The 25,339-nt window shown below is 74.7% G+C and carries 23 protein-coding genes and 1 tRNA gene; 12 read left to right on the plus strand and 12 right to left on the minus strand.

The window, feature by feature from the left end:
* The first annotated feature begins 203 nt into the window (after positions 1-203).
* From ACFZA0_RS02840 to ACFZA0_RS02850, 3 genes are read left to right on the plus strand one after another with little or no spacing between them, the layout of a single operon-like run.
* Positions 204-1,370: an HpcH/HpaI aldolase/citrate lyase family protein gene (locus tag ACFZA0_RS02840; RefSeq protein ID WP_391010158.1), complete on the plus strand. Its 1,167-nt coding sequence runs from the start codon at positions 204-206 to the stop codon at positions 1,368-1,370.
* Between the two features lie 42 nt (positions 1,371-1,412).
* Positions 1,413-3,881 carry a phosphoribosyltransferase domain-containing protein gene (locus ACFZA0_RS02845; protein WP_391010161.1) on the plus strand — a complete coding sequence of 823 codons (2,469 nt, stop codon included), beginning with the start codon at positions 1,413-1,415 and terminating at the stop codon, positions 3,879-3,881.
* Positions 3,881-4,723 carry an HAD family hydrolase gene (locus tag ACFZA0_RS02850; protein WP_391010164.1) on the plus strand — a complete coding sequence of 281 codons (843 nt, stop codon included), beginning with the start codon at positions 3,881-3,883 and terminating at the stop codon, positions 4,721-4,723. Before ACFZA0_RS02845 ends, ACFZA0_RS02850 begins: the two co-directional genes overlap by 1 nt.
* 41 nt (positions 4,724-4,764) lie before the next feature.
* On the opposite strand, the gene ACFZA0_RS02855 is transcribed toward ACFZA0_RS02850, so the two are convergent.
* From ACFZA0_RS02855 to ACFZA0_RS02865, 3 genes are all read right to left on the minus strand, one after another.
* On the minus strand, positions 4,765-4,992 hold the full coding sequence (locus ACFZA0_RS02855; RefSeq protein ID WP_391010167.1) for an FmdB family zinc ribbon protein: 228 nt from the start codon (positions 4,990-4,992) through the stop codon (positions 4,765-4,767).
* Between the two features lie 306 nt (positions 4,993-5,298).
* Positions 5,299-6,669 carry a hypothetical protein gene (locus ACFZA0_RS02860; protein WP_391010170.1) on the minus strand — a complete coding sequence of 457 codons (1,371 nt, stop codon included), beginning with the start codon at positions 6,667-6,669 and terminating at the stop codon, positions 5,299-5,301.
* Between the two features lie 81 nt (positions 6,670-6,750).
* The gene (locus tag ACFZA0_RS02865) at positions 6,751-7,518 is read right to left on the minus strand and encodes a hypothetical protein (RefSeq protein ID WP_391010173.1); all 768 of its coding nucleotides are present in this window, start codon (positions 7,516-7,518) and stop codon (positions 6,751-6,753) included.
* 181 nt (positions 7,519-7,699) lie between these two features.
* Between ACFZA0_RS02865 and ACFZA0_RS02870 the strand changes: the two genes are divergently transcribed.
* A tRNA-Val gene (locus ACFZA0_RS02870) sits at positions 7,700-7,771 on the plus strand.
* Positions 7,772-7,845: 74 nt separating this feature from the next.
* Here ACFZA0_RS02870 and ACFZA0_RS02875 read toward each other — a convergent pair.
* Positions 7,846-8,187, minus strand: coding sequence for a hypothetical protein (locus ACFZA0_RS02875; protein ID WP_391010175.1), 342 nt, complete (start codon positions 8,185-8,187; stop codon positions 7,846-7,848).
* Positions 8,188-8,325: 138 nt separating this feature from the next.
* Here ACFZA0_RS02875 and ACFZA0_RS02880 point away from each other — a divergent pair, with 138 nt between their 5' ends.
* On the plus strand, positions 8,326-8,568 hold the full coding sequence (locus ACFZA0_RS02880) for a DUF2277 family protein (RefSeq protein WP_391010178.1): 243 nt from the start codon (positions 8,326-8,328) through the stop codon (positions 8,566-8,568).
* A gap of 28 nt (positions 8,569-8,596) precedes the next feature.
* On the opposite strand, the gene ACFZA0_RS02885 is transcribed toward ACFZA0_RS02880, so the two are convergent.
* Complete coding sequence (locus tag ACFZA0_RS02885; protein ID WP_391010181.1) at positions 8,597-9,241, minus strand: VTT domain-containing protein; 645 nt, start codon at positions 9,239-9,241, stop codon at positions 8,597-8,599.
* A gap of 292 nt (positions 9,242-9,533) precedes the next feature.
* Between ACFZA0_RS02885 and ACFZA0_RS02890 the strand changes: the two genes are divergently transcribed.
* Positions 9,534-10,112 (plus strand): superoxide dismutase family protein, encoded by a 579-nt coding sequence (locus tag ACFZA0_RS02890; RefSeq protein ID WP_391010184.1) that lies wholly within the window; start codon positions 9,534-9,536, stop codon positions 10,110-10,112.
* Here the strand turns inward: ACFZA0_RS02890 and ACFZA0_RS02895 are convergent.
* From ACFZA0_RS02895 to ACFZA0_RS02905, 3 genes are all read right to left on the minus strand, one after another.
* On the minus strand, positions 10,063-12,126 hold the full coding sequence (locus tag ACFZA0_RS02895) for an FAD/NAD(P)-binding protein (protein WP_391010187.1): 2,064 nt from the start codon (positions 12,124-12,126) through the stop codon (positions 10,063-10,065). The genes ACFZA0_RS02890 and ACFZA0_RS02895 overlap by 50 nt on opposite strands.
* Before the next feature lie 240 nt (positions 12,127-12,366).
* Positions 12,367-14,016, minus strand: coding sequence for an alkaline phosphatase D family protein (locus tag ACFZA0_RS02900; RefSeq protein WP_391010190.1), 1,650 nt, complete (start codon positions 14,014-14,016; stop codon positions 12,367-12,369).
* 269 nt (positions 14,017-14,285) lie between these two features.
* A complete protein-coding gene (locus ACFZA0_RS02905; RefSeq protein ID WP_391010193.1) occupies positions 14,286-14,930 on the minus strand; it encodes a DUF1524 domain-containing protein in 645 nt (214 codons plus the stop codon).
* Positions 14,931-15,373: 443 nt separating this feature from the next.
* Between ACFZA0_RS02905 and ACFZA0_RS02910 the strand changes: the two genes are divergently transcribed.
* Entirely contained in the window at positions 15,374-15,952 is a 579-nt protein-coding gene (locus ACFZA0_RS02910; protein WP_391010196.1) for a TMEM165/GDT1 family protein, read from the plus strand.
* 325 nt (positions 15,953-16,277) lie between these two features.
* Entirely contained in the window at positions 16,278-16,940 is a 663-nt protein-coding gene (locus tag ACFZA0_RS02915) for an HAD-IA family hydrolase (RefSeq protein WP_391010199.1), read from the plus strand.
* 49 nt (positions 16,941-16,989) lie between these two features.
* Here the strand turns inward: ACFZA0_RS02915 and ACFZA0_RS02920 are convergent, their stop codons facing one another.
* The gene (locus tag ACFZA0_RS02920; RefSeq protein WP_391010201.1) at positions 16,990-18,054 is read right to left on the minus strand and encodes a peptidoglycan-binding protein; all 1,065 of its coding nucleotides are present in this window, start codon (positions 18,052-18,054) and stop codon (positions 16,990-16,992) included.
* 173 nt (positions 18,055-18,227) lie between these two features.
* On the opposite strand from ACFZA0_RS02920, the gene ACFZA0_RS02925 reads away from it, so the two are divergent.
* Entirely contained in the window at positions 18,228-20,492 is a 2,265-nt protein-coding gene (locus tag ACFZA0_RS02925) for a DHA2 family efflux MFS transporter permease subunit (protein ID WP_391010204.1), read from the plus strand.
* Between the two features lie 17 nt (positions 20,493-20,509).
* Here ACFZA0_RS02925 and ACFZA0_RS02930 read toward each other — a convergent pair whose 3' ends face one another.
* A complete protein-coding gene (locus ACFZA0_RS02930; protein ID WP_391010207.1) occupies positions 20,510-21,130 on the minus strand; it encodes a GNAT family N-acetyltransferase in 621 nt (206 codons plus the stop codon).
* A 392-nt stretch (positions 21,131-21,522) separates the two neighbouring features.
* Here ACFZA0_RS02930 and ACFZA0_RS02935 point away from each other — a divergent pair, with 392 nt between their 5' ends.
* Complete coding sequence (locus ACFZA0_RS02935; protein WP_391010210.1) at positions 21,523-22,320, plus strand: hypothetical protein; 798 nt, start codon at positions 21,523-21,525, stop codon at positions 22,318-22,320.
* A 5-nt stretch (positions 22,321-22,325) separates the two neighbouring features.
* Positions 22,326-23,285, plus strand: a complete 960-nt coding sequence (locus ACFZA0_RS02940) for a hypothetical protein (protein WP_391010213.1) — start codon at positions 22,326-22,328, stop codon at positions 23,283-23,285.
* 152 nt (positions 23,286-23,437) lie between these two features.
* On the opposite strand, the gene ACFZA0_RS02945 is transcribed toward ACFZA0_RS02940, so the two are convergent.
* Positions 23,438-23,872 (minus strand): DnaJ family domain-containing protein, encoded by a 435-nt coding sequence (locus tag ACFZA0_RS02945; RefSeq protein WP_391010216.1) that lies wholly within the window; start codon positions 23,870-23,872, stop codon positions 23,438-23,440.
* Positions 23,873-24,017: 145 nt separating this feature from the next.
* On the opposite strand from ACFZA0_RS02945, the gene ACFZA0_RS02950 reads away from it, so the two are divergent.
* Positions 24,018-24,410, plus strand: a complete 393-nt coding sequence (locus ACFZA0_RS02950; RefSeq protein ID WP_391010218.1) for a hypothetical protein — start codon at positions 24,018-24,020, stop codon at positions 24,408-24,410.
* 100 nt (positions 24,411-24,510) lie between these two features.
* Here the strand turns inward: ACFZA0_RS02950 and ACFZA0_RS02955 are convergent, their stop codons facing one another.
* Positions 24,511-25,182, minus strand: coding sequence for a class I SAM-dependent methyltransferase (locus tag ACFZA0_RS02955; protein ID WP_391010221.1), 672 nt, complete (start codon positions 25,180-25,182; stop codon positions 24,511-24,513).
* Positions 25,183-25,339 lie beyond the last annotated feature (157 nt).

Below are 25,339 nucleotides of genomic sequence, written 5' to 3' on the forward strand. Positions count from 1 at the left end.
CGGGGTGCGGGATCGGATGCGCTTGCGTGGCCGGAACCGACAGGCCGCCGAATTGCCGCCGACATGGCCGGGTTACCTGAAATTCATGCCCCGCGGGAACCTCTGACACAGGTTCGTACGTACTATTACCGGCCACCCGAGGAAAACCCGCAGGGGCCACAGGTGGCAGTCAACCGACCGTTCCGCTGCCGCGGGGGAGCTGTATGCAACATTTCGGGCACATCGCCGCCGACGTGCGGAAGCGTCTCTTCCACCAGGAGCCGGCCGCGTTCGACGCCGGCTCACCGGCCCGTGTGCTCGCCGCGGGCCTCGGCGCCACCCTCTACAGCCCGGCGACCCGGCCCCGCCTCGCCGACGACGTCGTCAAGCAGGCCCGTGCCGGTGTCGTCTCGATGGTGCTGTGCCTGGAGGACTCGATCGACGACGCCGAGGTCACCGGCGCCGAGGAGAACCTGGTCCGGCAGTTCACCGACCTCGCCGGCCGGCCCGGCGTGCCGCTGCCCCTGCTGTTCGTCCGGGTGCGCTTCCCCGAGCAGATCCCCGACCTCGTACGGCGGCTCGGCCCCGCGGTCCGGCTGCTGTCCGGATTCGTCGTGCCCAAGTTCACCGAGGAGCGCGGCGTCCCCTTCCTGGAGGCCCTGACCGACGCCGAGGCCACGAGCGGGCACCGGCTGTTCGCCATGCCGGTCCTGGAGTCGCCCGAGCTGCTCTACCGCGAGTCCCGCGTGGAGACCCTGGAGGGCATCTCCCGCGCCGTCGACAAGTACCGCGACCGCGTCCTCGCGCTGCGCCTGGGCGTCACCGACTTCTGCTCCTCGTACGGTCTGCGCCGGGCCCCCGACATGACCGCGTACGACGTGCAGGTCGTCGCCTCCGTCATCGCGGACGTCGTCAACATGCTCGGCCGGGCCGACGGCACCGGCTTCACGGTGACCGGCCCGGTCTGGGAGTACTTCCGCGTCCAGGAGCGGATGTTCAAGCCGCAGCTGCGGCAGAGCCCGTTCCTGGAGAACAAGGCGGTCGCCCTGCGCGAGTCCCTCATCGAGCACGCCATGGACGGCCTGCTCCGGGAGATCTCCCTCGACAAGGCCAACGGCCTGCTCGGCAAGACCTGCATCCACCCCACCCACGTCCTGCCCGTGCACGCGCTGTCCGTCGTCAGCCACGAGGAGTTCAGCGACGCCCAGGACATCCTGCGCCCCGAGCGGGGCGGCGGCGGTGTGCTCAGGTCGGCGTACACGAACAAGATGAACGAGGTGAAGCCGCACCGCGCCTGGGCGGAGCGGACCATGCTGCGTGCCGAGGTCTTCGGCGTCGCCCGCGAGGACATCGGCTTCGTGGAACTGCTCGCCGCCGGCATACCCGGCTGACACCGGCCGACCGGCCGGGGCGGGCGCCAACTTGAGGAAGGCATGAAGAAGGCAGTGAACAACGGTGTCTGGTCCGGCAGTTGGGTCGCCGAGCGGCTCGGCGTCGAACTCGCCGGTGACGACGGACTGCACAGCCTCCTGGGGCTGGCCCTGCGCCGCAACCCCCGGCGCGCGCACCTGCTGGTGTCGAACGTGCTGGGCAAGCACGTGCCGCAGGCGCCGTCCGTCGTCCACGGCCACGGCTTCGCGCTCGGCCGCCGGGTGCGTGCCCTGCTCGGACCGGACGAGGCGCGCGCCGCCGTGGTGCTCGGCTACGCGGAGACCGCCACCGGGCTCGGCCACTCGGTCGCCGACGGGCTGGGACCGGCCCCCTACCTGCACTCCACCCGGCGGCCGGTCGCCGGCGTCGCGACGGCCGGCGGCTTCGAGGAGGCCCACTCCCACGCCACCTCCCACCTGCTGCTCCCCGAGGACCCGGCGCTGCTGGTCTCGGGCGGCCCGCTGGTCCTCGTCGACGACGAGTTCTCCACCGGCAACACCGTCCTGAACACCATCCGCGACCTGCACGCGCGCTACCCCCGCTCCCGGTACGTCGTCGTCGCGCTCGTCGACATGCGCTCCGCGGCCGACGCGGGGCGCCTCGACGCGTTCGCCGCCGAGATCGGGGCCCGCGTGGACCTGGTCGCCGCCGCCTCCGGCACGGTGCGGCTGCCCGACGGGGTGCTGCGGAAGGGCCAGGAACTGGTCGCCCGGCACGAGGCGGACGCCTCGGCGGCGGGCGGCCGGCCCCACCCCGCGGCCGGCGCCCCCGGCCGGATCGCCCGCGTCGGGCTGTGCTGGCCGCGCGGTGTGCCCGACGGCGGGCGGCACGGCTTCACCCCCGCGCACCGCGCCGGCCTGGACCGGGCCCTGCCCGCCATGGCCGCACGGCTCGCCGAGGCGCTGCCGCCGGACGCCGGCCGGGTCCTCGTCCTCGGCTTCGAGGAACTCATGTACGCCCCGCTGCGCCTGGCCCACGAGCTGGAGCAGATCGCCGACGCCGAGGTGCGCTTCTCCACGACCACCCGCTCCCCGGTCCTCGCCGTCGACGACCCCGGCTACGCGATACGCAGCCGCCTCGTCTTCCCGGCGCACGACCACCCCGCCGACGGACCCGGCGAGCGGTACGCCTACAACGTCGCGGGCGGCGGCTTCGACGCCGTCGTCGCCGTCGTCGACTCCGTCGGCGACACCCCCGAACTGCACGCCCCGGACGGCCTGTTGGCCCAGCTCGCCGCGCACGTCCCGCACGTCCTGCTCGCGGTGGTCCCCTCGTACGCGCCCGAGCCCCCGCACGTCCCCGAAAGGCCCGCCATGCTGCCCGAACCGCTCCGCGGACCCGCGTTCTCCTCCTACCCGCCCGACGAGGTCGGCTGGCTGCTCCAGGACCTCTCGGACGTGACGCTGGAGGCCCCGACCGAGGAGCGCGAGGAGGCCATCCAGAGCGGCGGCGCCCACTACGCGGAGTCGCTGCCGGTCGAGTACCAGCCCAGCGAGCAGTACCAGGAGCTGTTCCAGGCCGCCCTGCGCACCTCGGCCGCCCGCATCGCGCACGCTGTCGGCGTCGTCACCGAGACCGTCCTCGCCGAGCGCTCGCCCCGGCCCGTCCTCGTCTCCCTCGCCCGCGCCGGCACCCCGGTCGGCGTCCTGATGCGCCGCTGGGCCGCCCACCGGCACGGCCTCGACCTGCCGCACTACGCCGTGTCCATCGTGCGCGGCCGGGGCATCGACGCCAACGCGCTGCGCTGGCTCGCCGCCCACCACGACCCCGCCGACGTCGTGTTCGTCGACGGCTGGACCGGCAAGGGCGCCATCACCCGCGAACTCGCCGACGCGATACGGGAGTTCGAAGCCGCCGAGAACGTCACCGGGTTCGACCCCGGGATCGCGGTGCTCGCCGACCCCGGCTCCTGCGTGCGCACGTACGGCACCCGCGAGGACTTCCTGATCCCCTCCGCGTGCCTCAACTCCACAGTGTCCGGCCTCATTTCACGCACCGTGCTGCGCTCCGACCTGGTCGGCCCCGACGACTTCCACGGCGCGAAGTACTACCGCGAACTCGCGGGCGCCGACGTGTCGTTGGACTTCCTCGACGCCGTCGCCGCACACTTCCCCGAGGTCGCCGACGCCGTCGACGTGCAGACCAAGGAACTCCTCGCCGCCGACCGCACCCCGACCTGGGAGGGCTGGGCCGCCGTCGAGCGCATCAGCGAGGAGTACGGCATCCACGACGTGAACCTCGTCAAGCCCGGCGTCGGCGAGACCACCCGCGTCCTGCTGCGCCGCGTGCCGTGGAAGATCCTCGCGCGGGCCGGTGCGGGCGCCGACCTCGACCACGTCCGGCTGCTCGCCGGACAGCGCGGGGTGCCCGTCGAGGAGGTCGCCGAACTCCCCTACACCTGCGTCGGGTTGATCCACCCGCAGTACACGCGCGGCGCCACCGGCGCCGACGGCCGGGCGGTGGCCGTCTGATGCGGGTGCTCGTCGCGAGCGACCTGGACCGCACCCTCATCTACTCGGCCGGGGCACTCGCCCTGACCGCCCCCGACGCCCGCGCGCCCCGGCTGCTCTGCGTCGAGGTCTACGAGGGCAAGCCGCTCTCGTACGTCACCGAGACCGCCGCCGGACTCCTCCCCGAGGTCGCCGAACGGACCGTCTTCGTCCCGACGACGACCCGTACCCGCGAGCAGTACGCGCGCATCAGCCTGCCGGGGCCGGGGCCCGCCGAGCGCCCCGACCGTCGTGAGCCCGCCTACGCGATCTGCGCCAACGGCGGCCACGTGCTGGTCGACGGGGTCTCCGACCCCGACTGGCACGCCGGGGTCACCACCCGGGTCGCCGCGGAGTGCGCCCCGCTCGCGGAGGTGCGCCGCCATCTGAAGGCCACCGCCGACCCGTCCTGGGTGCGCAAGCGCCGGGTCGCCGAGGACCTCTTCGCCTACCTCGTCGTCGAGCGGGAGCTGCTGCCCGAGGGGTGGGTCAAGGACCTGTCCGCGTGGGCCGAGCAGCGGGGCTGGGGGGTGTCCCTCCAGGGACGCAAGATCTACGCCGTGCCGAGGCCGCTGACCAAGAGCGCGGCGATGCGCGAGGTCGCGCGGCGCACCGGCGCGGAGCTGACGCTCGCCGCGGGCGACTCGCTCCTCGACGCGGACCTGCTGCTCGCCGCGGACCGGGGCTGGCGCCCCGGCCACGGCGAACTCGCCGACGAGGGCTGGACCGCCGCCACGGTCACCGCGCTGCCCGAGCGGGGCGTGGTGGCGGGGGAGCGGATCCTGCGGGAATTCCTGGGGGCGGCGGAGGCCGCCGACTCCTAGGTTCTGGGCGGGGGTTGGGTGAGGCTCGTTCGGTGCGGCCCTCAGCCGCAGCAGCCGCCCCCGCAGCAGCCGCCGCCTCCTCCGCCGCCCGACTGCGGGGCGGGGGCGGGGGCCGACGAGCCGCCCACGGCCACTGCCACGGTCGACAGCAGCTTCACCGTGTCCTCGTGGCCTGCCGGGCAGCTCGCCGGGGCGGACGATTCCGCCATCGGACGGCTGAGTTCGAACGTGTCGCCGCAACTGCGGCAGCGGTACTCGTAGCGAGGCATGGGCACAGGTTAGCGGGGGTGGGGGCGGCTGCGCCTCGCCTGTGGTGACCTTCGGGTGCGGGTGCGGGTGCGGGTGCGGGTGCGGGGCCCGTCCCGTGCCGTGCGGGCGGTTCGTTCTTGGTCGGTGCCGCGCCGGGGGGTGTCCGTCCTCGGACCGGCGCGTGTGCGGTGGGGTCGTACGTTCACGGCGGCTGACGCGCCGGCCGCTGCGGGCGAACACCCCCCGACACGGCACCTTCTCGCCGTCCCCGGCTGCGGGAGGGCAGGGGGCGGGGCACGGCATCTCACCGCCGCCGGGCGCGGCGTTCAGTGGGCCGCGCCGCGGTCCTCCCGTATGCGGGACACCACCTGGGACGTCGTCTGCCGGACGGCCTCCGTCTCGGTCAGGAAGTGCCAGTAGTCCGGGTGCCGGCCCTCCAGGGTCGCGATCGCGCGGTCCAGGCGGGCCACCGCCTCGTCCAGGGGGCGGGCGTGCCGGGGGTCGGGGGTCGTCACGCCCGACATCGCCAGGCGCTGGGCGTCCCTGATCGCGAAGCGGGTGCGGTCGATCTCCTGCTGCGGGTCCTTCTGCACCGCGTTCAGGCGCCGGAGGCGGTCGCCCGCGGCGGAGACCGCCTCGTCGGTCGTGTTCAGCAGCGCCCGTGCGGTCGACAGCAGCGCGGTCGCGTCCGGCCAGCGCTGCGCCTCGCGTGCGCTGCGTGCCTCCGCCAGTTTCCGTTCGGCCTGCCGTACGTTCTCGGCGGCCTCGTCCGGTACCTCCTGGAGGTCCTGCCAGCAGGCCGCGGTGAAGCGGCGGCGCAGCTCGCTGAGGACCGGTTCCACCTGGCCGGTGCGGGTGGTCAGGGCCTGGGCGCGGGTGCGCAGGGACACCAGGCGGTGGTCGATCTCGGCGGCCCGCTCCGGCAGCCGTTCGGCCTCGACGCGGATCGCGTCGGCCTCGCGTGCGACCCGTGCGGCCCGGTCCAGGGTCTCCTGGATGCCGTGCCGGCCGGCGCCCTGGTTCAGCTTCGTCAGCTCGGGGGAGAGCACCGCGAGCCGGGCGGCCAGGTCGTCCGCCTTCAGGTCGGTCGCCCGTACCGCGTCCAGTGCCTTCGTCGCGGCGAGGAGGGACTGCCGGGCCCGTTCGACGGCCGGGGCGAGCCGTGCGAGCTGGGTCTCGGCCTTGCCGAGGAGCGGGCCGAGGCCGTCGGCGTAGCGGTCCAACTCCTGCTTCACGCGGCCCAGTTCGTCCTTGGCCGCGGTGAGCGCGGTGCGGGCCCGGCCGGCGGCGGACGCGTCCAGGTCGTCACGGTCGAGGTCCACCGCGTCGACCGCGTCGATGTACTGGCCGCTGGCCGCGTCGATGCGCTGCCCCAGGGCCGCGAACCCGGCGACCGCGCGGCGGGCGTCGGGGGTGTCGTCGACGGCGGAGATGGTCTCCACGGAGATGCGCAGGTCGCGCTGCGCGGTGTCCAGCTCGTAGAAGGCCTCGGCGGCCGCGTCCTTCGCGGCCTGCGCCTCGGCGCGCTGGGTCTCGGCGCGCCCGCCGAACCAGCGCCGCGTGCCGCCGCCGGCGAAGGAGGCGGGCAGCACCAGGAGCGCGGCCAGCACGGGCAGTGTCACGAGGGCGAGGGTGTCCCGCACGGCGCGCGGGCGCGGCGCGGACGGCGCGTGCGCCTGCGGAGGTGTCGCCGTCACATCCCTCTCCCGTGTCCCGTGCTGGGTTCGCCCTGCGTGGCTGCCATTCTCCCACCCGTGAAGGACGAACACACGGGCCGGTCAGTTCACTGTCCGCACCGTGATCTTTCCGTCCTCGGTGCGGGCGGACACCTTGTGCGTGCTGCCCGCGCTGCGGGGGACCGACACGTGCACCGAGCCGTCGTCCGTCGCGGTGCTCACCCGGTACGACGTGTCGGGCAGCCCGATCGTCACGGAGCCGTCGTCGCTGGAGGCGTCCACGAGGTCCGGCGCGACGCCGAGTTCGAGCCCCACGGAGCCGTCCTCGGTGCGTACGCGCACGCTCCGCGAGGAGACGTCGGCGCGCACCGAGCCGTCGTCGGTGCGCAGGTCGAGCGTCCCGGTGGAGTCGCTGACGCGGACGGATCCGTCGCTGGAGCGCACGCTCAGGGCGTCGCGGAACCCGGAGGCGCGCACGCTCCCGTCGTCGGTCTCCACCGTCACCGCGACCCCGCGCGGCACCTCGATCCGGTGGCGGGTGGAGCAGTCGGCGACGATCCCGGAGCAGTGGGTGCGCAGCACCAGGCGGTCGCCGCTCATCCGCCAGTCGACCGAGGCGTCGCCGCCGGCGAACGTGGACCCGGAGAACCAGCGCGTGACGTCGACGCTGCCGGCCTTGTTGTCCGCGGCGGCGACGATCTCCAGCGCGGAGTCGTCCGCGTCGACGGTGAGGGTGTCGCCGGGCAGGACGAAGGCGCGGTGGTCGGGATGCTTGTCGTCGCTCGCGTCGGAGCAGGCGCTCAGGGCGCCGCCGAGGACCACGACGGCACCGGCGAGAACAAGGGCACGTGTGCGAACGGAACGGGCCACGGGGGGCTCCTCAGGGGCGGTCGTGGGGCGCGGACGGTGACACGGACGACCCTAGGAACGCGAGGCGGTGCGGAGAATCCGGCGCACTACCGGGCCGGGGGTGGGGTTTACCCCCGGCCGGGGGCGCGGCAACGGGTTTGCGGGACCCGGCGTGCGGCAATGTAGGCTGTCGACTCGTCCTGGGCGCGTAGCTCAGCGGTAGAGCGCCGCCCTTACAAGGCGGATGTCGGCGGTTCGAAACCGTCCGCGCCCACCGTCGTCAGGACCAGCAGTGAGGCCCCGTCCTTCCCGGCCAAGGGAGGGTGCGGGGCCTTCTCGCGTTCCGGGCTACGTGCCGCCCGGCGCCGCCCCGTGCGCGTGCTTGAGGGTCGCGCGGGCCGAGACGCGGTCCGTGCCCGTGAAGTCCGACCAGTAGCGGTGCGTCGTGACGAAGACCGCGAGTTCGTGTTCCCGCTGCCGCAGCTTCTCCACCTCTGCCTGTTCGTCCGGCGTCCAGCCCGGCGAGGCGGGGCGCTCGACCTTGCGCCAGCCGCCCGCGTCACTGAAGCCGTCCAGGGGCTCGACCGACCAGGGGAGGCGCTTCAGCAGGGCCGACAGCTCGGCCCGGAGCTGGTGCAGCTCCTCCTGTGCGGCGAGAAGGTCACTCGGGAAGTCATACGGCGTAGCCACCCGGCAATGGTACGCCTGTTCGATTTTGCGGCGCGAGCTTCCCAAGGGGGTTCATGTGTTCGAGTCGTGGTCGTGCCGCGGCACCCGGGACCGGCCGAGGACGTGACGCCGACGGGCCCGCGGGCGGACACTGGACGCATGTGCCGCAGCATCAAGACGCTTCGTCCCCCCGCGCTCCCCGAGCAGGCCACCGAGGAGGAGATCCGCGCCGCCGCGCTCCAGTACGTGCGCAAGGTGTCCGGGTTCCGCGCTCCCGCCGCCCACAACAGGGAAGCCTTCGACCACGCCGTGGAGGCGATCGCCGAGGCGACCGCCGAGCTCCTGGGCCAGCTGGAGGTGCGCGGGCGGGGTTCCGTCGCTCCCCGGGTCAACGCCGGGTAGCGGGAAGGGAGTTGGGGAAGCCCCCGGGTTACGAGACCGACGCGGGGGCCGCCGGGGCCGGTGCCTCCGGGCGGCTGCGCATCAGGTAGGCCGCGCCCGCGCCCGCCGCGAACAGGGCCGCGACCGAGACGCCCGTGGACAGCCACGTGCCGCCCAGCCACTGCCCGCCGAAGTAGCCGAGGGCCACGCTGTACGCCGCCCACGCCACGCCCGCCAGGGCCGACCAGGGCAGGAACTCGCGGATGCGGCGGTGGGCCGCGCCCGCGCCGAGGGAGACGACCGAGCGGCCGGCCGGCGCGAACCGCGCGACGACGACCAGGGCGCCGCCGCCCCGCGCCAGCGCCGCGCCGAGACGTTCCTGCGCCTTGGTCAGCCTGCGGGAACGGGCGATGGCGCGGTCCAGGCGCTCGCCCCCGGACCAGGCCAGGCGGTACGCCAGCAGGTCGCCGAGGACGGACGCGGTCGCCGCCGAGAGGATCAGGACCGCGAGGTCGGGCACGCCGTGCGGCACGCGGCCGGTCACCGCGCCGGTGCCCGCTGCCGCCGCCGTCGCGGCCGTGATCACGAGGACGCCGCTCGGCAGCAGCGGCACGAAGACGTCGAGCAGGACCGACAGGGCCACCACGGCATAGATCCACGGCGTGTCGGTCAGCGACCCCACACTCTCCAGCACCGGAACTCCCGTACCTCCCCCGTGGTCCAGTTCGGTGCCGCATTGTCGCGGGGGAGCGGCAGGGGCGGCCAAGTCACAGCCATACAGCGTACGCCGCCCGGGTGGTGGCGGTTCCACCGGGGGCACGTGACTTCCGCGACTTCCGTTCACCCAACTGCCGCACGCCGGCGCGCGGTCCGGCCCCGGCTGCCCTACCAACAGAGGGAACGCCGGCCCGGATCCGACCGGGCCGGCGACCGCCCGTCACCACCAGTGACCGGAGCGGCATCCACTGCGAGGAACGGGACCGAACATGCTGGCAGGGACATGCGTGGGCGCCGTCGTGGCCGCCACCGTCGTACTCGCGAGCGGCACGGGGGTCGCCGCGGGCGGCCCGACCGCCGACGCGCACGGCTGGAGGCCGGCCACCGCGCGGTTCGCGGCGCCCGCGGCCGGGGTCGTGCCGAGGGCGGTGACCTACGACGCGGACCTCGTCCCCGTCGGGTCGTCGATCCGGGTCGACCGGCGCAACGGGGCCGACGGCTCCACCGACGTGCGGCTGCGGGTCACGGGCCTGCGGCCGGGGCACGCGTACGGCGTCCACGTGCACCAGAAGCCGTGCGGCAACGACCCCGCGGCGGCGGGCGGCCACTTCCAGCACGAGCCGTCCGCCGACCCGGCCGCCGCCAACCCCGGCAACGAGGTCTGGCTCGACCTCACGACCGGACGCGGCGGCAGCGGCTCGGCGCGGGCCCACCACGCCTGGGGGTTCGCGCCGGGCGCCGCCTCCTCCGTGGTGATCCACGACATGCCGGGCACCAAGGGGTCCCGCGTCGCCTGCTTCACGGTCCCGTTCGGCGGGAGGTCCGGCGGGACGCCCGCGGGGAGCTGAGCGCGGGCCGGTCAAGCGCCGCCGGCTCGACGCCGGGCCGGCCGAGGACCGGTTCCCCCGCCGGCACCGGGCCGGCGGCCGCCGCGCGCAGGGCGGCCCGTGCCACCGCGTCCGTGTCCGACAGCAGCACCGAGTCCACGCCCGGCCGCGCGCCCGCCGCCGTCACCCAGTGCACCCCCTCGGTCGGCACCCCCAGCGCGAACCTGCGCGGGTGCGCCCGCCCCAGCCGGTCGATCAACCGGTACGGGCGCGGGGTGACGTCGAGGCCGCCCGTCTCGTGGCCGTCGACGGTGTGCGGGCGGCAGCCGCCGGTCCGCAGCAGGCGGGCCAGCAGGTCGTCGGCCGTGCGGCGCAGGTCGGGTTCCGGCAGCCGGGCCTCGACCAGTGTCGTGACGCGCACGCCGGACCCGGGCACGTCGGGGGAGCGGGCCAGCCACGCCCCCTCGGTCTCGCGCACGTCGAGGCGCGGTCCGAGGATCCGTACGACGTCGGCCTCGACCAGCGCGGCCAGCTCCTCGACGCGCCTGCGGGGCGGGCCGATCGACAGGAACGCGTTGAGCGGGGTGTACCAGCGGTCCAGGTGGTCGCGGCGCGAGACGCCGGACAGGCCGCGGTGGTCGACCACCTGACGCAGCTCGTTGCGCAGGTCGCGCAGGACGTCCAGGGCGGCCTTCAGCGGGCCGGCCACGTTGCCGCGCGCCGCCTCGGCGGCGTCCGCGCGCAGATGCGCGAGCAGCCACCGCCGCCACTCCTCGGGGCCGGCGAAGACACGGCCCGCGTGCGGCCTCGACGCCCTTTCCCAGGACCACCGTTCGGAGTCCGCGATCCCGAACTCGTCCAGTACGGCGCGCTCCTGGTCGCCGCGGTGCTCGGCGGCCAGGAAGCGGTCCCGGAAGGCGGCGCGGGAGGAGGGGCGTCCGGTCGTCGTGAGCAGCGTCTCGTAGTAGACCGTCTCCACCTCCTTCGCGATCAGCGGCCATATCTCCGCCAGGAAGTCCGGTGCGTCGCCCGCGTCGGCCCGTTCACGGAAACCGGCGATCACCCGCGGCGTCAGCACCAGCGGGGTGTGCCGCCCGAAGGGGCCCTTCGCGTTGTCGCCGCGGGCCTGGTAGGGCACCCCGCGCCGTGAACCGGCGTACAGGCGCGGCTCGTTGCCCGAGGGCAGGTAGCGCAGGCCGCCGGTGGACGGTGCGGGGACGAAGCGGCCGCCCCGTCCGGTCGTCAACAGGGCCACGTGGTCGAAGAAGTTGAGACCGAGGCCGCGCAGCAGCACCGGTTCGCCCGGCGCGGGCGCCGCCGGGCCGGGGGCGACGTCGGCGGGGGAGGCGGGGGCGACGTACCGCAGGCCGTGGCGCGCGGCGTGGGCCGCCGCGCGGCGGGCGTCCGCGTCCTCGGACACCGGCAGGTGGCCCTGGGCGAGGACCACGGCGTGGAGTCCGCGCAGGACCCGGCCGTCGTCGAGGGTCAGGCACTGCCGGGCGGTCGCGCCGTCGCCGACTCCCGTGTGTCTCAGGGCTGTTGGCTCGTCCTCCAGGCGCACCGCGCGGGCCCGGTGCGTCTCGACGTGCACGCGGGCCGGGGCCGTGCGCACCGTCTCGGCGAACACCCAGGCCAGGTAACGGCCGTAGTGCGCGCGTGCCGGGTAGTCGTCGGGGCCGAGCGCGTCGTCCGTGCCGGCCGCCCAGTCGTACAGGCTCGGGCCCGGACGGACCGGGCCCGCGCACTCCACCGTCTCGTCGGTGAACAGGGTGACCTGGCCGGCCACGGTGTTCATCAGCAGTTCGGGCGACTGCGCCGGGCGCCAGACGCGGCCCGGTCCCGGTGGCGCCGGGTCGACGACGTGGACCGTCAGCCGGGTGCCCGGGGCGAGCAGTTCCGGGGCGGAGGCGCACAGGCGCTCCAGGACGCTGGTGCCGCGCGGCCCGGCGCCGACCACGGCGACCCGGACGTCGGCAGAACCGTCGGGCCCGGCGGACTGCGCGGTTCCTGCGACGGCCGCGGTCGGTGCAGACAAGAGGGTGACTCCCGAGCGTGTGTGGGGGGCGCGCGGTGGGGGCGCCCACGATGGAAGCGGACGGTCCGCCTCATCATGCCGTCGGTGGCCGCCCACGCCGACAAGCGGGCCGCAGGATCCGGGCCGGGTGTGGGATGCGTCACGAGCATCACGGGCATCGCGAGCATCACGGACACCGGGCAAGGGCGCACGGAAGCGGCCGAACGCCGCTCACCGTGCCGGATGCCCCGAAAAGCCCTGTCAGCGGGAGACTTCGGACTCCATCACCGTCTTCAGGTACGGCCTGCCGTCGTCGCCCTGCCCCGCGCGCGCCTGCTCCAGCCGCAGCCGGGACGAACGCCCGCGCATCACCAGCGTCATGAGCTGGTTGCCGAACCAGGGCCCCTCCGTGCGGCGCCAGACGACCGGCGTGGGCGCGCACCGTCCGTGCCGCGCGAGCCCGCGGCCCAACGCGCGGGCCACCCGGCTCCAGCCGAAGCGGAACCCGAAACGCATGTACGGGGGAACGGAGTTGTGCACCGGCGAGCAGGTGAGCTGGAGCACGCGCGAGTCGAGGCGGCCGCTGCGCCACACCGGTTCCGCCACGTACGCGTGGTGCACGTCCCCGGACAGGACGCACACCGTGGCCGGGGCCTGCGGGCCGGAGCCCACCTCGGCGATCAGCGCGGCGAGCGCGTCGAAGGACGCCGGGAAGGCCGCCCAGTGTTCGAGGTCCGCCCCGCGCCGCAGCTTCTCGCCCAACCGGGCCCAGAGTGTGCCGCGTTCACCCCGGCACAGCGCCGCGTCCCACGCCTCCGCGTCGTGCACGAGGTGCGGCAGCAGCCAGGGCAGCGAGGTGCCGATGAGGAGGTGGTCGTACGACTCCGGTGATTCCAGGGCCTGTTCGCGCACCCACTGCTCCTCGCCCGGGTCGAGCATCGCGCGCCGGTCCTCGTCGAGGACGCGGGCCGCCCTGCTGTCCACCATCAGCAGCCGCACCCGTCCGAAGTCGCGCCGGTAGCTCCAGCGCACCGAGGTCGCGTCGGTGTCGGCGCGGGCCGCGAACTCGCGCAGCACGGTGGTCCCGTCGGCGGCCTCGCGGACGGCCGCGTACAGCGGGTCCACGGCCAGTTCGGCCGGCGAGAGGTTGCCCAGGTGCTGGTAGACCCAGTACGACATCAGGCCGCTGAGGATCCGCTCCTGCCACCAGTCGGTGGCCCGCATGTCGGCGAGCCAGGCCGCGCTGGTGTTCCAGTCGTCGATGACGTCGTGGTCGTCGAAGATCGCGCAACTGGGCACGGTGGACAGCAGCCAGCGCACCTCGGGGTCGCGCCAGGACTCGTCGTAGAGGTGGGTGTACTCCTCGTAGTCCGCCACCTGCGCGCCCGGCGGGTCGTCCAGGTCGCGGCGGCCGGCGAGCCAGCGCCTGGTGCTCTCGGAGGTCTCGTCCGCGTACACCTGGTCGCCCAGCAGCAGCAGGACGTCGGGGCGCTCGGCCGCGGGATCGGCGGCCAGCCGGGCGGCCAGGGTGTCCAGCGCGTCGGGGCCCACCGGGTCCTTGCCCTCGGCGGGCGCCGCCCAGCGGCAGGAGCCGAACGCCACGCGCACCCCCGTGTCGCCGTCGGCCTCGCCGGGCGCGGTGATCCGCGACGGGGGGAAGGGGGAGTCGGGCAGCGGCCAGACCGGGGTGTCGTCGAGCAGTACCTCGTACTCCGTCGCCGTGCCCGCGGTCAGGCCCTCGACGAGCACCAGCGCGTAGTGGTGGCCCGCGACCAGGAAGGTCGGGGAGCTGCCGCTGGCGCCGTCCGCGCAGCGCACCTCGGCCGTGCAGGGGCGGTCCGCCTCCACCCACACGGTCGCCGAGGCGCCGTCGGCGTACCTCAGCAGCGGTCCCAGTCGAAGCTCCGGCACGTGGCCTCCCCGTCGCTCGGCGTCCGTCGTGTCCCGCACGGTAGCCAACGATCCGGACGTGGCGCGGAGTTCCGGGGGCGGGGCGTCCGTCGCGCGGGGCCCGGGGGCGGGCCGGTCGTGCGGGGTCGGGGCCCGGCCGGGGTCGGGGTCCGCGGGGTCGGGTTCGCTGCTTCGGTGCGTGCTCATCACCGGCGCCTTCCCGCTCACGCGCGCACGACCCGTCCCGGGGGCGCGGTGTGAGAAACACCGCGCCCCCGGCGGGCGGCCGGTCAGCAGCCCGCGAGGTAGTTCGTCAGCGCGGTCTTCTCCGCGGAGTCGACGGCGAGCTTGTAGTAGTACTTCACCTGCACCCACGCGCGGACGTACGTGCACTTGTAGGAGGCGAGGGCGGGCATCCACTCGGCCGGGTCCTTGTCGCCCTTGGCCTGGTTCACGTTGTCCGTGACGGCGAGGAGCTGCGGGCGGGTGACGTCGTTGGCGAAGGCCTGGCGCTGCGCGGTGGTCCAGGCGCTCGCGCCGGAGTCCCACGCCTCGGCCAGCGGGACGAGGTGGTCGATGTCCACGTCGGAGGCGGCGGACCAGGTGGCGCCGTCGTAGACGGAGTACCAGCTGCCGCTCGTGGCGACGCAGGCGGAGTCGGTGACGACGTTGGAGCCGTCCCGCTTGAGGATGTACTCACGGGTGTTGCACGTGCCGCTGATGGTGATCCAGGTCGGGAACAGGTCCCGCTCGTAGCCGGTCCGGCTCTCCGCCTTGACGGTGAGCGAGGCCAGGTACGTGCGCGCGGTGGCGGCGCTGACCGGGGTGGGGAGGGCGGCGGAGGCGCTCGGACCGTTCAACAGCCCGACGGAGGCTATGAGTCCGGTGAACGCCGCCAGTATGCTGAGCCGTCGACGCGCGTAGAACTTCGGCATGCGAACTCCCTTGAGGCGTGGGGGTGTTGGACGTGAGCAGGGGAATGCTCGCGGCGCCGTGTTGCGGGGGGATGAGCGCCGGGTTAGAAACTAATGACGTGAACATGACACGACAAGACGTCCGACGTGATCACCTTCCGCGGGAGCGGGAACCCCCGCGGGGCCGCCCGGCCTGACGTGCACATCGCAGCGTCGCGTACGATGGACGGCGCAGAAGGGGAGTAGCTCTTCGCCGGACCGTCGACATACTGCCCAGCGATCACGATCGCGGGGCCGGCGCCCGGAGGCGGGGCCCGTTGCGGGACCGGCCAGCGAGACCTTCGGCAAAGCAGTGCACCACCCGTGCCGGCCTCGGCGCGGGCAGAGCCGTGTGCTGCCGTGCCGAGGTGTCCACGCGCAGACGCGTTCTCTCGGCGGGGCGGCCCCCGACCGATTGAGGAATCTTGATCAGCTTCACCGTCATGGCGATCGTCTTCGGCGTCGTCTTCCTCGCCGAGCTGCCGGACAAGACCGCGCTCGCCGGCCTGGTCCTCGGTACGCGCTACCGCGCCTCGTACGTCTTCACCGGCGTCGCCGCCGCCTTCGCGCTGCACGTCGTCCTCGCCGTGGCGGCGGGCAGTGTGCTGACCCTCCTGCCGCAGGGAATCGTGCACGCGGTGACCGGCGTGCTCTTCCTCGCCGGCGCCGCCGTCCTGCTGCTGAAGAAGGCCGAGGACGAGGAAGAGGTCCGCAAGCCCGAGAACCAGTCCTTCTGGAAGGTCGCCGGCACCGGGTTCATGCTCATCCTGGTCGCCGAGTTCGGCGACCTCACGCAGATCATGACCGCGAACCTCGCCGCCCGTTACGACGACCCGCTGTCCGTGGGCATCGGCGCCGTCCTCGGCCTGTGGGCCGTCGCGGGCCTCGGCATCGTGGGCGGCAAGGCCCTGATGAAGCGGGTCCCGCTGCGGCTGGTGACCCAGGTCGCCGCGCTCCTGATGATCGGCCTCGGCGTGTGGAGCCTGTGGGAGGCCATCGCCTGAGCCGGGTGCGGCACCGGGGCGCCCGCCGGGGTGCCCCGTGCCCGTTCCCGGTCCCGCGATCCGGCCCGTGGCCGTGCCCGTTCCCGGTCCCGCGATCCGCGCCCGCGGGCGGTGCCGGGGCCGTCGTCCCGGCGCCGGCCGCGGGCGAATCGCCGGGGGTGGTGGCGGGGGAGCCCCGTTGTTTTGTACCGTGGGAGAACAAAGTGGCTCCCGCCCGTTTCCCCTGACCGACGGGCGGGGCCGCCTTGTTCCTCGTTCCGGGGCCCGGCACCCCGCCCCCCGGTTCCTCCCGCGTCCCGCGCCCACCGCGCTTTGGAGCCCGCCGATGACGGCCACCACCGTTCTCCACGCCCGTGCCCTGCTGCTCGACATGGACGGCACGCTCGTCAACTCCGACGCCGCCGTCGAACGGATCTGGCACCGCTGGGCGGCCGAGCACGGACTCGACGGGGCCGAGGTCATGAAGGTCGTCCACGGCCGCCAGGGCTACGCCTCGATGGCCCTGCTCCTGCCGGACCGGCCCGTGGAGCAGAACATGGCCGACAACGCCCGGCTGCTCGTCGAGGAGACCTCCGACGTCGAGGGCGTCGTCGAGATCCCCGGCGCCCACGCCTTCCTCGTCTCGCTGCGCGGGCTGCCGCACGCCCTCGTGACCTCGGCGGACGTCGCCCTCTCCACCGCCCGCATGGCGGCGGCCGGTCTCGGTCTGCCCGACGTGCGGATCACCGCCGAGTCGGTCGGGGCCAGCAAGCCGGACCCCGAGGGCTTCCTGAAGGGCGCCGCCGAACTCGGTGTCGCCCCCGCCGACTGCGTGGTCTTCGAGGACTCCGCGGCCGGCATCGCCGCCGGCCGGGCCGCCGGGATGCGGGTCGTCGGGGTCGGCCCCCGCGCCGCCGCGTACGGCCCGGACGCCGTGGTCCCGGACCTGACCCGGGTCCGTGTGGAACCGGCGGACGCCGACGGGGGACTGCTGATCCGCATCGGCTGACGGACGCGGACGCGCGGGGCCGTTCCCGGGCCCCCGGCGTCGCGCCCGCTCAGGGCTGCGAGGTCTCCGCCTCCAGGCTCGCGCGGGTCTTCGCGTCGTACACGCCCAGGTCGTCGCGCAGGCCGCGCGCCCACTGGTAGGTGGTCACCGCGGCCTCGACCTGGGTCGAGTAGACGCCGTCGTCCTGGCCCAGGTACAGGCTCAACTGGTGCAGCCGCTCCTGGAGTTCGACCACGTCCGAGCCGCGGTCGCCGCGCCGGAGAGTGGCCGACCCGTCGTTGTCGCCCCGGTCGTGCGCGGGGCTCCTCGTGTGCTCGGCGCGCACCGAGGCCGAGGGGGTGGCGGCCTGCGTCGAGTGGGTGGCGCTGGGCGACGGGCTCGGCGACGCGGGCGCGGTCGACGCGCTCGCGGTGACCGGGGGCACCGGGGCGCTCGTGACCGGCGCGATGGCCGACGCCGCGACGGACGCCGCGGCCGGTGCCGCCGACTCGGACACCTCCGGCACGGCCGCCCGTACCTCCTGCGGCGCCCCGTCGTGCGACGGCGTGCTGTACGAGAACAGCCCCCCCGCGAAGGCGGCCCCCACCGCGACGGCGGCCACGGCGACCCCCGCGCCGATCAGCAGCGCGCGGCGCGGGCGGCGGGGCGCGCCGTCCCCGTCGCCCGCCACGGGCGGCCCCGTCCGGTCCTGCGCGGTGTCCGGCCCGGTGAACAGGACCAGGTCCGCGGCCTTCGGCTCCGCCGGTACGGGTGCCAGCGGGGGCATCGCGCCCGCCGGCCTGAGCGACGGGGCCCCCGGCGGCACGGTCACGGTGCGCAGGGCCATGGTCGCGTCGGGCGCCCGGGCGGCGGTGCCGTCCGCGGCCGGGGCCCCGACGGCCCGCAGTGTCATGGTGGCGTCGGCCTCGGCGGGCGGTGTCTCCTCGCCCGGCGTCTCCAGCTCGACGTACGGCCTGATGCGCAGCGGGTCGAAGTCCCCGGCGGCGGCCGCGTCGGCGGTCCGGGCGTCACGCAGCGCTTCCGCCGCCTGCTGTCCGCAACCGCACGACGGCGTGTGGTCCGGCCCTCTGAGCGCGTCGCACTCCGGACACCGGTTCCCCTTCTGCTGGTTCACGTGTTCGTCCCCTCCCCTGCGAACAGAAGTGATTATGCAGACCTCGCGCACACCTCCTCCCCGAAGCCCCCGCAACAATCCGCTCTCGAACGGTGCCCAGAGGTCACAACTGGGCACAAAGCGGCTGCAACGATCAGGATGGTAGGTGTTCCCCAGAGCACCTGGAGGTCTTCATGACCGGGGATGCGCAGGGTGGGGCGGCGGACGCGGCGGACGCGCACGGGGTCACCGGGGCGTCGCCCGGACCGCGCGGAGCCGCTCTCCCGCCCGCCGAGGACGCGGCCGGGGCGCGTGCCGCCGCCGGTGGGGCGGCCGGCGGAGCGGCCGGTGGTGAGCACGGTGGAGCGGCCGGTGGTGAGCACGGTGCCACCGAGGCTCCGGAGGCCCCCGTGCCACGACGGGACAACGACCACCGCGCCGAGCACGTGCCGGCCAACGTCCTCGTCCCGATCGGCGCCCTGCTGCTCGGCATGCTGCTCGCCGCCCTCGACCAGACGATCGTCGCGACGGCGCTGCCCACCATCGTCAGCGACCTCGGCGGCATGGAGCACCTGTCCTGGGTCGTCACCGCCTACCTGCTCGCGTCCACCGCCGCGACCCCGCTGTGGGGCAAGCTCGGCGACCAGTACGGGCGCAAACGGCTGTTCCAGGTCGCGATCGTGATCTTCCTGATCGGCTCCGCGCTGTGCGGCGTGGCGCAGAACATGCCGGAGCTGATCGGCTTCCGGGCCCTCCAGGGCCTGGGCGGCGGCGGACTGCTCGTGCTGTCGATGGCGATCGTCGGCGACATCGTCCCGCCCCGCGAACGCGGCAAGTACCAGGGCCTGTTCGGGGCGGTCTTCGGCGCGACCAGCGTGCTCGGCCCGCTGCTCGGCGGCGTCTTCACCGAGCACCTGAGCTGGCGCTGGGTCTTCTACGTCAACCTGCCGATCGGCGTTGTGGCGCTGGCCGTCGTCGCCGTGTTCCTGCACATCCCGCGCCGCTCCGACCGGCACGTCATCGACTACCTGGGCACCGCGCTCGTCGCGGCGGTCGCCGTCTGCCTGGTGCTCGTCGCCTCCCTCGGCGGCACCACCTGGGACTGGGGCTCGCCGCAGATCGCCGGCCTCGCCGCCCTCGGCGTGGTGCTGGCCTGCGTCTTCGTCGCCGTGGAGCGCCGGGCCGCCGAACCCGTGCTGCCCATGCGGCTGTTCCGGATCCGGACCTTCGCGCTGGCCGCCGTCATCAGCCTCGTCGTCGGCTTCGCCCTGTTCGGGGCGATGACCTACCTGCCGACGTTCCTCCAGGTCGTCCAGGGCGTGTCGCCGACCATGTCGGGCGTGCACATGCTGCCGATGGTGATCGGGCTGCTCATCGCGTCCACGGGGTCCGGGCAGATCGTCAGCCGGACCGGACGCTGGAAGGTCTTCCCCGTCCTGGGCACCGCCGTCACCGCGGTGGGACTGCTCCTGCTGCACCGTCTCGACGAGAACAGCTCCACGTTGGCGATGAGCGCGACCTTCTTCGTCTTCGGGTTCGGCCTCGGCATGGTGCTCCAGATCCTGGTGCTCGTCGTGCAGAACGCCGTCTCCTACCGGGATCTCGGCGTCGCGACGTCCGGCGCCACGTTCTTCCGGTCGATCGGCGCGTCCTTCGGCGTCGCCGTCTTCGGCACCGTCTTCACGAGCCGGCTCACCGACCGGCTCGGCGACGCGCTGCGGGGCGCGGCACTGCCGCCCGGCGTGTCCTCCGACACCCTGACCTCCGACCCGCGCGGCATCGGCGACCTGCCCGTCGCGCTGCGCCCGCCGGTGGTGCACGCGTACGCGTCGTCCATCACGGACGTCTTCCTGTACGCGGTGCCCGTGGTGCTGGTCGGGTTCGTGCTGGCCTGGTTCCTGAAGGAGGAACCGCTGCGGCGGTCGGTGACCGCGCCGGACGCCTCCCAGACGATCGCGTCCAACCCGGTCGAGCGGTCCTCCCGCGACGAGGTCTGCCGGGCGCTGTCCGTCCTCGGGACCCGGGACGGGCGGCGCGAGGTGTACGAACGGATCACCGAGCGGGCGGGCTACGACCTGATGCCCGCGTCGAGCTGGCTGCTGCTGCGGATGAAACGGTACGGGTCGGTCGAGCCGGCGGAGCTCGCCGAGCACAGCGTGGTGCCGCTGCACGTCATCCTGGCCGCCGAACGGGAGGTGGAGGAGCGGGAGTTGGGCACCCGCAGGGGTCTCGACCTCGAACTCACCGACCGGGGCAGGCAGTTCGCCGAGCGGCTCGCGCTGGCCCGCGAGGACTCGTTGTCCGAGCTGCTCGGCGACTGGTGGGGCCCGGACCGGCCGACCGACCTGGTGCTGCTGGTCGAGGAGCTGAACGGCGAGCTGTGCGGCTCGGACGCGGAACTCCCGCGCGGGGAACGTGTGTTGACGGCCGCCGGCGCCGGTTCGCGCGCCGGGGGCTGAGGGCGGGCGGGCGCCGGTCAGCGGTGACCGGAGGCGGGGCCGCCCGGTGCGGTGGGCACGGCGGGGCCGCCCGGCGCGGTGGGTGCGGCGGCCCCGCCGAGCCGCTTCGTGAACCAGTGGTCCGCGTAGGGGTCGTCGTTGTGCGGCGGGGGACCGGTCTCGGTCCAGCCCAGCCGCGCGTACAGGGCGCGGGCCTCGACGAGGTCGGCCCGGGTGTCGAGCACCGCCCGCGTGGCGCCCAGTCCGCGGGCCGCGTCCTCGGCGGCGGCCACGAGCAGGGCGGCGCCGCCCCTGCCGCGGGCGGCCGGGACGAGGAACACCCGGGTCAGTTCGGCCGTGGCGGTGTCCAGCAGCCGCACGCCCGCCGTGCCGACCGGCTCCCCGCCGTACCGCGCCACCAGCAACCGCCCCGAGGGCGGCGTCAGTTCCGCACCGTCGCGGGCCGCGATGCCCCGCTCCAGCTCGGCGGGCTCGGTGTGCCGCCCCTCGTGCAGCAGGTACCAGCGGTCGCTGACCTCGGTGTAGTACGCCCGCCAGAGCGCCCGCGCCGTGGGGGAGTCGAACGGCTCCGGGGCGACGGACCAGGGGGCGGTCGCGGGGTCGGGCGGGATCACGGGCGTGGTCGTCACGCGGGTCATTGTGGGTGCCCGCGCGCGGCGGACGCACGGAGATTATGTGCGGCACGGCCAAGCCCCCTACAGACAGGGGGAGTTGGGGCAGGCGGGCGGGGTGCGGGCGCTCGGCGCGGCCGGTGTCGCCGCCGCGGGGGCCCGCGGCGCGCGTGCCCACCCGGTGTCACCTGCCGTGATCCGCGCGGATGTTGACCCGTCCCGGCCGCCGGTCACCCCTCGTGACGACCCCGGGCCGGCGTCCGCGCGGCGGCACGCGCCGGTCCCGGACCCCGCGTCGGCGCGCCGGGACCGGCCGGGAGGTGCGGGCGCCGACCGTTTGAGGAGGGACTTCCGGGCAACCCGCCTTCCGAACCGGTCCACAGGACGGGCCGGTTGGGTCGAGAACCCGGAAGGCATTCATGTCCACAGGCGTGATCATCGCTTTGATCGTGATCGTGGCGGCCGTCGTCGTGGTGGCGGTCGTCCTGACCCGGCGCAAGGGGGGCCCGCACGGCGGGCAGAAGCTGAAGCGACGCTTCGGTCCCGAGTACGACCGGGTACTGGCCCGCCACGACGGCGATACCAAGGCCACCGAGCAGGAGCTCGCCGAGCGCGTCCAGCGCCACGGCGACCTGCGGGAGCGGCCGTTGGAGCCGGCGCAGCGCGAGCAGTTCGAAGCGCGCTGGACCGCCGCCCAGGAGCGGTTCGTCGACGCCCCGCGCGAAGCGGTCGCCGAGGCGGACCGGCTGATAGGCGAGGTCGCGGCGGCCCGGGGCTACCCGGACGGCGGCCAGTACGAGGAGCAGCTCACGGCGCTCTCCGTCCACCACGCGCACCAGGTGCACGGGTACCGCAAGGTGCACGAGGTCGGCGGCACCACCGCCACCGACGCGGGCGCCACCACGACGGACGGCACGGCGACGGCCGACGGCACCGCCGCAGCGGGCACCGAGGACCTGCGCGCCGCCATGGTCGAGGCACGTGACCTCTTCGAGAAGCTGGTCGGCCCCGGCGGTCACGAGGCCGGCCGTACCACCCGCGGCACCACGGACACCACCGCGGAGCGCACGGCCGACCCCGTGACCGGCACCACGACGGACACCGACACGGACGGCACGGCCCGCACCACCGACGACGGTCGTACCCCGGCCCACACCGACAGTGGCCGCGGCCACTCACCCTGGGCCATCAACAAGCGCCAGGCGAAGGAGAGTTGAGCAACATGGCAGATGTGACATCCGGCGCCGGCACGACCGGCGACGACAAGGCCCGCACGACGGACGACAAGGCCCGCCGGGCCGCCGACCGCACGACGGACACCGGCACCACGGACCCCGCCGTCGACGGCGGCGCGTACACCAGCGCGGTCCGTGACGGCTACGGCGTCACCGACGGCACGGACGACACGGACGAGGGCACCACCGGCCGCCGCGACACGACCGGGCGCGCCGACACCGCCCGGGAGCGTTCGGGCGTCCGCGGCGACGACACGGCGACGGGACGCACCGGCACCGGTACGTCCGGCTCCGACCGGTCCACCGCGTCGGACGACCGCGGCGGCCGCACCGGCTCCGGCGAGTCCGTGGTGGACGAGGCCAAGCGCCGCGCCGCGACGACCGGTTCGGACCGTGCGACGGACACCTCGGCCGACACGGGCCGGACCCGGACGGGAACGGCCGGCGGCACGACGACCGGCACCGGCGTCGGCACCGACAGCACCGACGGCACCGCCAAGGGCCACGCTGTCCGCAGCGGGATCGGCGCGGGTACGGACGAGGGCGACGCCCTCGCCGCCAAGACGCGTGCCACCACCCCCGCCGCCCCCGGCCACAAGCCGTCCGGCACGGCGTCCACGTCGACGTCCACCGGCACCGGGACCGGCAAGTCCGGCTCGGGACTGCTCGGCCACGACGACGGCGACAAGTTCGCCCTGCGTCTCCAGCAGGCCGTCACCGGCTTCGTCGACGGTCCGCGCGACGCGGTCGAGGAGGCCGACCACGTGCTGGAGGAGGTCGCCGCCCGCTTCACCGACGCGGTGACCGAGCGCCGCCGCTCGCTGCGCACCTCCTGGGAGTCCGGCTCCAAGGGCGGCGACACGTCGTCCTCCGAGGCCGACACCGAGAAGCTGCGGCTGGCCCTGAAGGACTACCGCGAGCTGACCGAACGGCTCCTGCACCTGTGACCCACGGGTGACCCGTCCGCCCGCACCGCGGGACCCGGGCCGTCCGCACGCCGAGGCCACGCCCCCACCCGGATCTCCGGGCCCGGGGAGCGTGGCCTCGGCGCGTCGCGCCGGTGGGGCGCTGCGGCCCGCACGCGCCGCACGCCCGGGTCCTACGCCGCGCCGGTGTCCCCGCGGGGCGCGGGCCGCTCCCGGCCCTCGCGCCACTGCCGTACGACCTCGTCGACGTCGTACGGCTTCAGGCCCAGCGGCGGGCCGGGCGGCGGCTTGAACATGACGTCGCGGATCTTGACGTTGACGTCCTCGACGATTTTGCGCACCGCGCGTTCGGACGGGGCGCGGGACGCGGCCAGGAGCGCGTCCTCGGCCTCCTTGCGCAGGGCGAGGGTGGGCGGCAGCACGGACAGGCCCTCGCGGGCCAGCTTCCGCTTCACCCACCACATCTCGTCGTAGGGGGCGGTCAGGTCGTCCGGCAGGGGCTTGCCCGCGCCGGGCAGCCCCTCGAACTCCCCGCGCGCCTCGGCGGCACGGATCTGGTGATCGACCCAGGACTCGAAAGTGACACCCGGTGGCTTTCGCTCGGTCATGTCTTCATTGTGCCCAACACGCGGCGGCCCGGCCCAACTATCATTCCGCCGCGGGCGCCAACGAGGCTGCCGCGCCTGGCCATTGGCGTCGGCCGAAGCCGCGGGGCGGTGGAACCGCCGGGCGCCGCGAGGGGGAGGAGCGCACGTGCTGGAACTCACCATGGCGACGGTCTCGGGGGCGGAGGAGGGGGCCACGGCGGGCATGCTGATGGCGGAATCGTCCAGCGACCCCGGTGCCGTGCTGCGCGTGGGCCGGGACCGGGCCGTGTGCCGCCTGGCGACGCCGGACGACTGGCTGTTCGTCTCGCGTGTGCACCTGGAGTTCCTGTGCGGGCCCGAGGGCGTCTGGCAGGTGACCTGGCTGCGCGGCTCGCAGAGCGACCCGGCCTCGGAGGTCCGGCTGCGGATCGGCGAGCAGGCCGGCCCGCTCGGCTACGGCGAGACGGTGCCACTGCCGCGGGGCGGGTCGGGAGAGCTCGTCGTCCTGGACCGCGCCGGCCCGCGCAGCGTCAACGTCGGCTTCTACCACGAGGGGTGAGCCGCTCCCGGTCCGCCGGTGCCGGGGCGGGGCGGCGGCACCGGGGCCTTCCGCCACCGCGACGCCGGCCCGCGACTCCGCCACCGCCGTCCGCACCCGGTCACGACGTCACCCGTGCCAGCGCGAAGCCGTCGTACCCCTTGCCGCTCACCGTCTGGAGCGCCGTGCCCTCCAGCCGGGGGTGGCTGCCGATCAGTTCGACGGCGGCCCTGCTGCCCCGCACGTCCGGGTCGGGACTGTCGGCGTCGGCGACCCGGCCGCGCCGGACGACGTTGTCCACGACGATCAGGCTGCCGGGGCGGGTCAGCTCCAGGGCCCACTGGACGTAACGCGCGCTGTTCACCTTGTCGGCGTCGATGAAGACCAGGTCGAACGGGTCGGACCGCTCGGCGGCGAGCTTGGGCAGCGTGTCCAGGGCGGGCCCGACCAGGACCTCCACGAGGTGGCCGAGGCCGGCCCGCGCGATGTTGCGGACCGCGACCTCGGCGTGCCGGGGGCTGTACTCCAGCGAGACCGCGCGGCCGTCGGCGGGCAGCGCCCGCGCCAGCCAGATGGTGCTGTACCCGCCGAGGGTGCCGATCTCCAGGATCCTGCGGGCGCCCTGGACGCGGGCGAGGAGCTGGAGCAGCTTGCCCTGGCCCGCCGTGACACTGATGTCGGGGAGTCCGGCGGCCTCGCTGTCGCGCAGCGCGGCGCGCAGGACCTCGTCGTCCGCCGCCAGGTGGCTGTCCAAGTACTGGTCGACGTCGTTCCACAGCTGTGACTCGGTCATGGCCGGTGCCCTTCGTCCGCTCGTCCGCGTGCGTCGCGCACTCCTACTATTAATTAGAGGCGCTAACTACTTTCTCCAACGACCCGGTCCCGGCGCGGGTTCCCGACGCACGTCGGCCGCCACCTTCGGGTGACGGCCGACGTGCGTGCGGTGCCGG

The sequence above is a fragment of the Streptomyces sp. NPDC008150 genome, from assembly GCF_042956945.1.
Taxonomy (GTDB): Bacteria; Actinomycetota; Actinomycetes; order Streptomycetales; family Streptomycetaceae; genus Streptomyces.

What these genes read in the sequence shown, in the direction of transcription:
- ACFZA0_RS02840 (WP_391010158.1), top strand. Translation starts at nt 204, where the DNA reads ATGCAACATTTCGGGCACATCGCCGCCGACGTGCGGAAGCGTCTCTTC.
- ACFZA0_RS02845 (WP_391010161.1), top strand. Translation starts at nt 1,413, where the DNA reads ATGAAGAAGGCAGTGAACAACGGTGTCTGGTCCGGCAGTTGGGTCGCC.
- ACFZA0_RS02850 (WP_391010164.1), top strand. Translation starts at nt 3,881, where the DNA reads ATGCGGGTGCTCGTCGCGAGCGACCTGGACCGCACCCTCATCTACTCG.
- ACFZA0_RS02855 (WP_391010167.1), bottom strand. Translation starts at nt 4,992, where the DNA reads ATGCCTCGCTACGAGTACCGCTGCCGCAGTTGCGGCGACACGTTCGAA.
- ACFZA0_RS02880 (WP_391010178.1), top strand. Translation starts at nt 8,326, where the DNA reads ATGTGCCGCAGCATCAAGACGCTTCGTCCCCCCGCGCTCCCCGAGCAG.
- ACFZA0_RS02890 (WP_391010184.1), top strand. Translation starts at nt 9,534, where the DNA reads ATGCTGGCAGGGACATGCGTGGGCGCCGTCGTGGCCGCCACCGTCGTA.
- ACFZA0_RS02905 (WP_391010193.1), bottom strand. Translation starts at nt 14,930, where the DNA reads ATGCCGAAGTTCTACGCGCGTCGACGGCTCAGCATACTGGCGGCGTTC.
- ACFZA0_RS02915 (WP_391010199.1), top strand. Translation starts at nt 16,278, where the DNA reads ATGACGGCCACCACCGTTCTCCACGCCCGTGCCCTGCTGCTCGACATG.
- ACFZA0_RS02925 (WP_391010204.1), top strand. Translation starts at nt 18,228, where the DNA reads ATGACCGGGGATGCGCAGGGTGGGGCGGCGGACGCGGCGGACGCGCAC.
- ACFZA0_RS02930 (WP_391010207.1), bottom strand. Translation starts at nt 21,130, where the DNA reads ATGACCCGCGTGACGACCACGCCCGTGATCCCGCCCGACCCCGCGACC.
- ACFZA0_RS02935 (WP_391010210.1), top strand. Translation starts at nt 21,523, where the DNA reads ATGTCCACAGGCGTGATCATCGCTTTGATCGTGATCGTGGCGGCCGTC.
- ACFZA0_RS02940 (WP_391010213.1), top strand. Translation starts at nt 22,326, where the DNA reads ATGGCAGATGTGACATCCGGCGCCGGCACGACCGGCGACGACAAGGCC.
- ACFZA0_RS02945 (WP_391010216.1), bottom strand. Translation starts at nt 23,872, where the DNA reads ATGACCGAGCGAAAGCCACCGGGTGTCACTTTCGAGTCCTGGGTCGAT.
- ACFZA0_RS02955 (WP_391010221.1), bottom strand. Translation starts at nt 25,182, where the DNA reads ATGACCGAGTCACAGCTGTGGAACGACGTCGACCAGTACTTGGACAGC.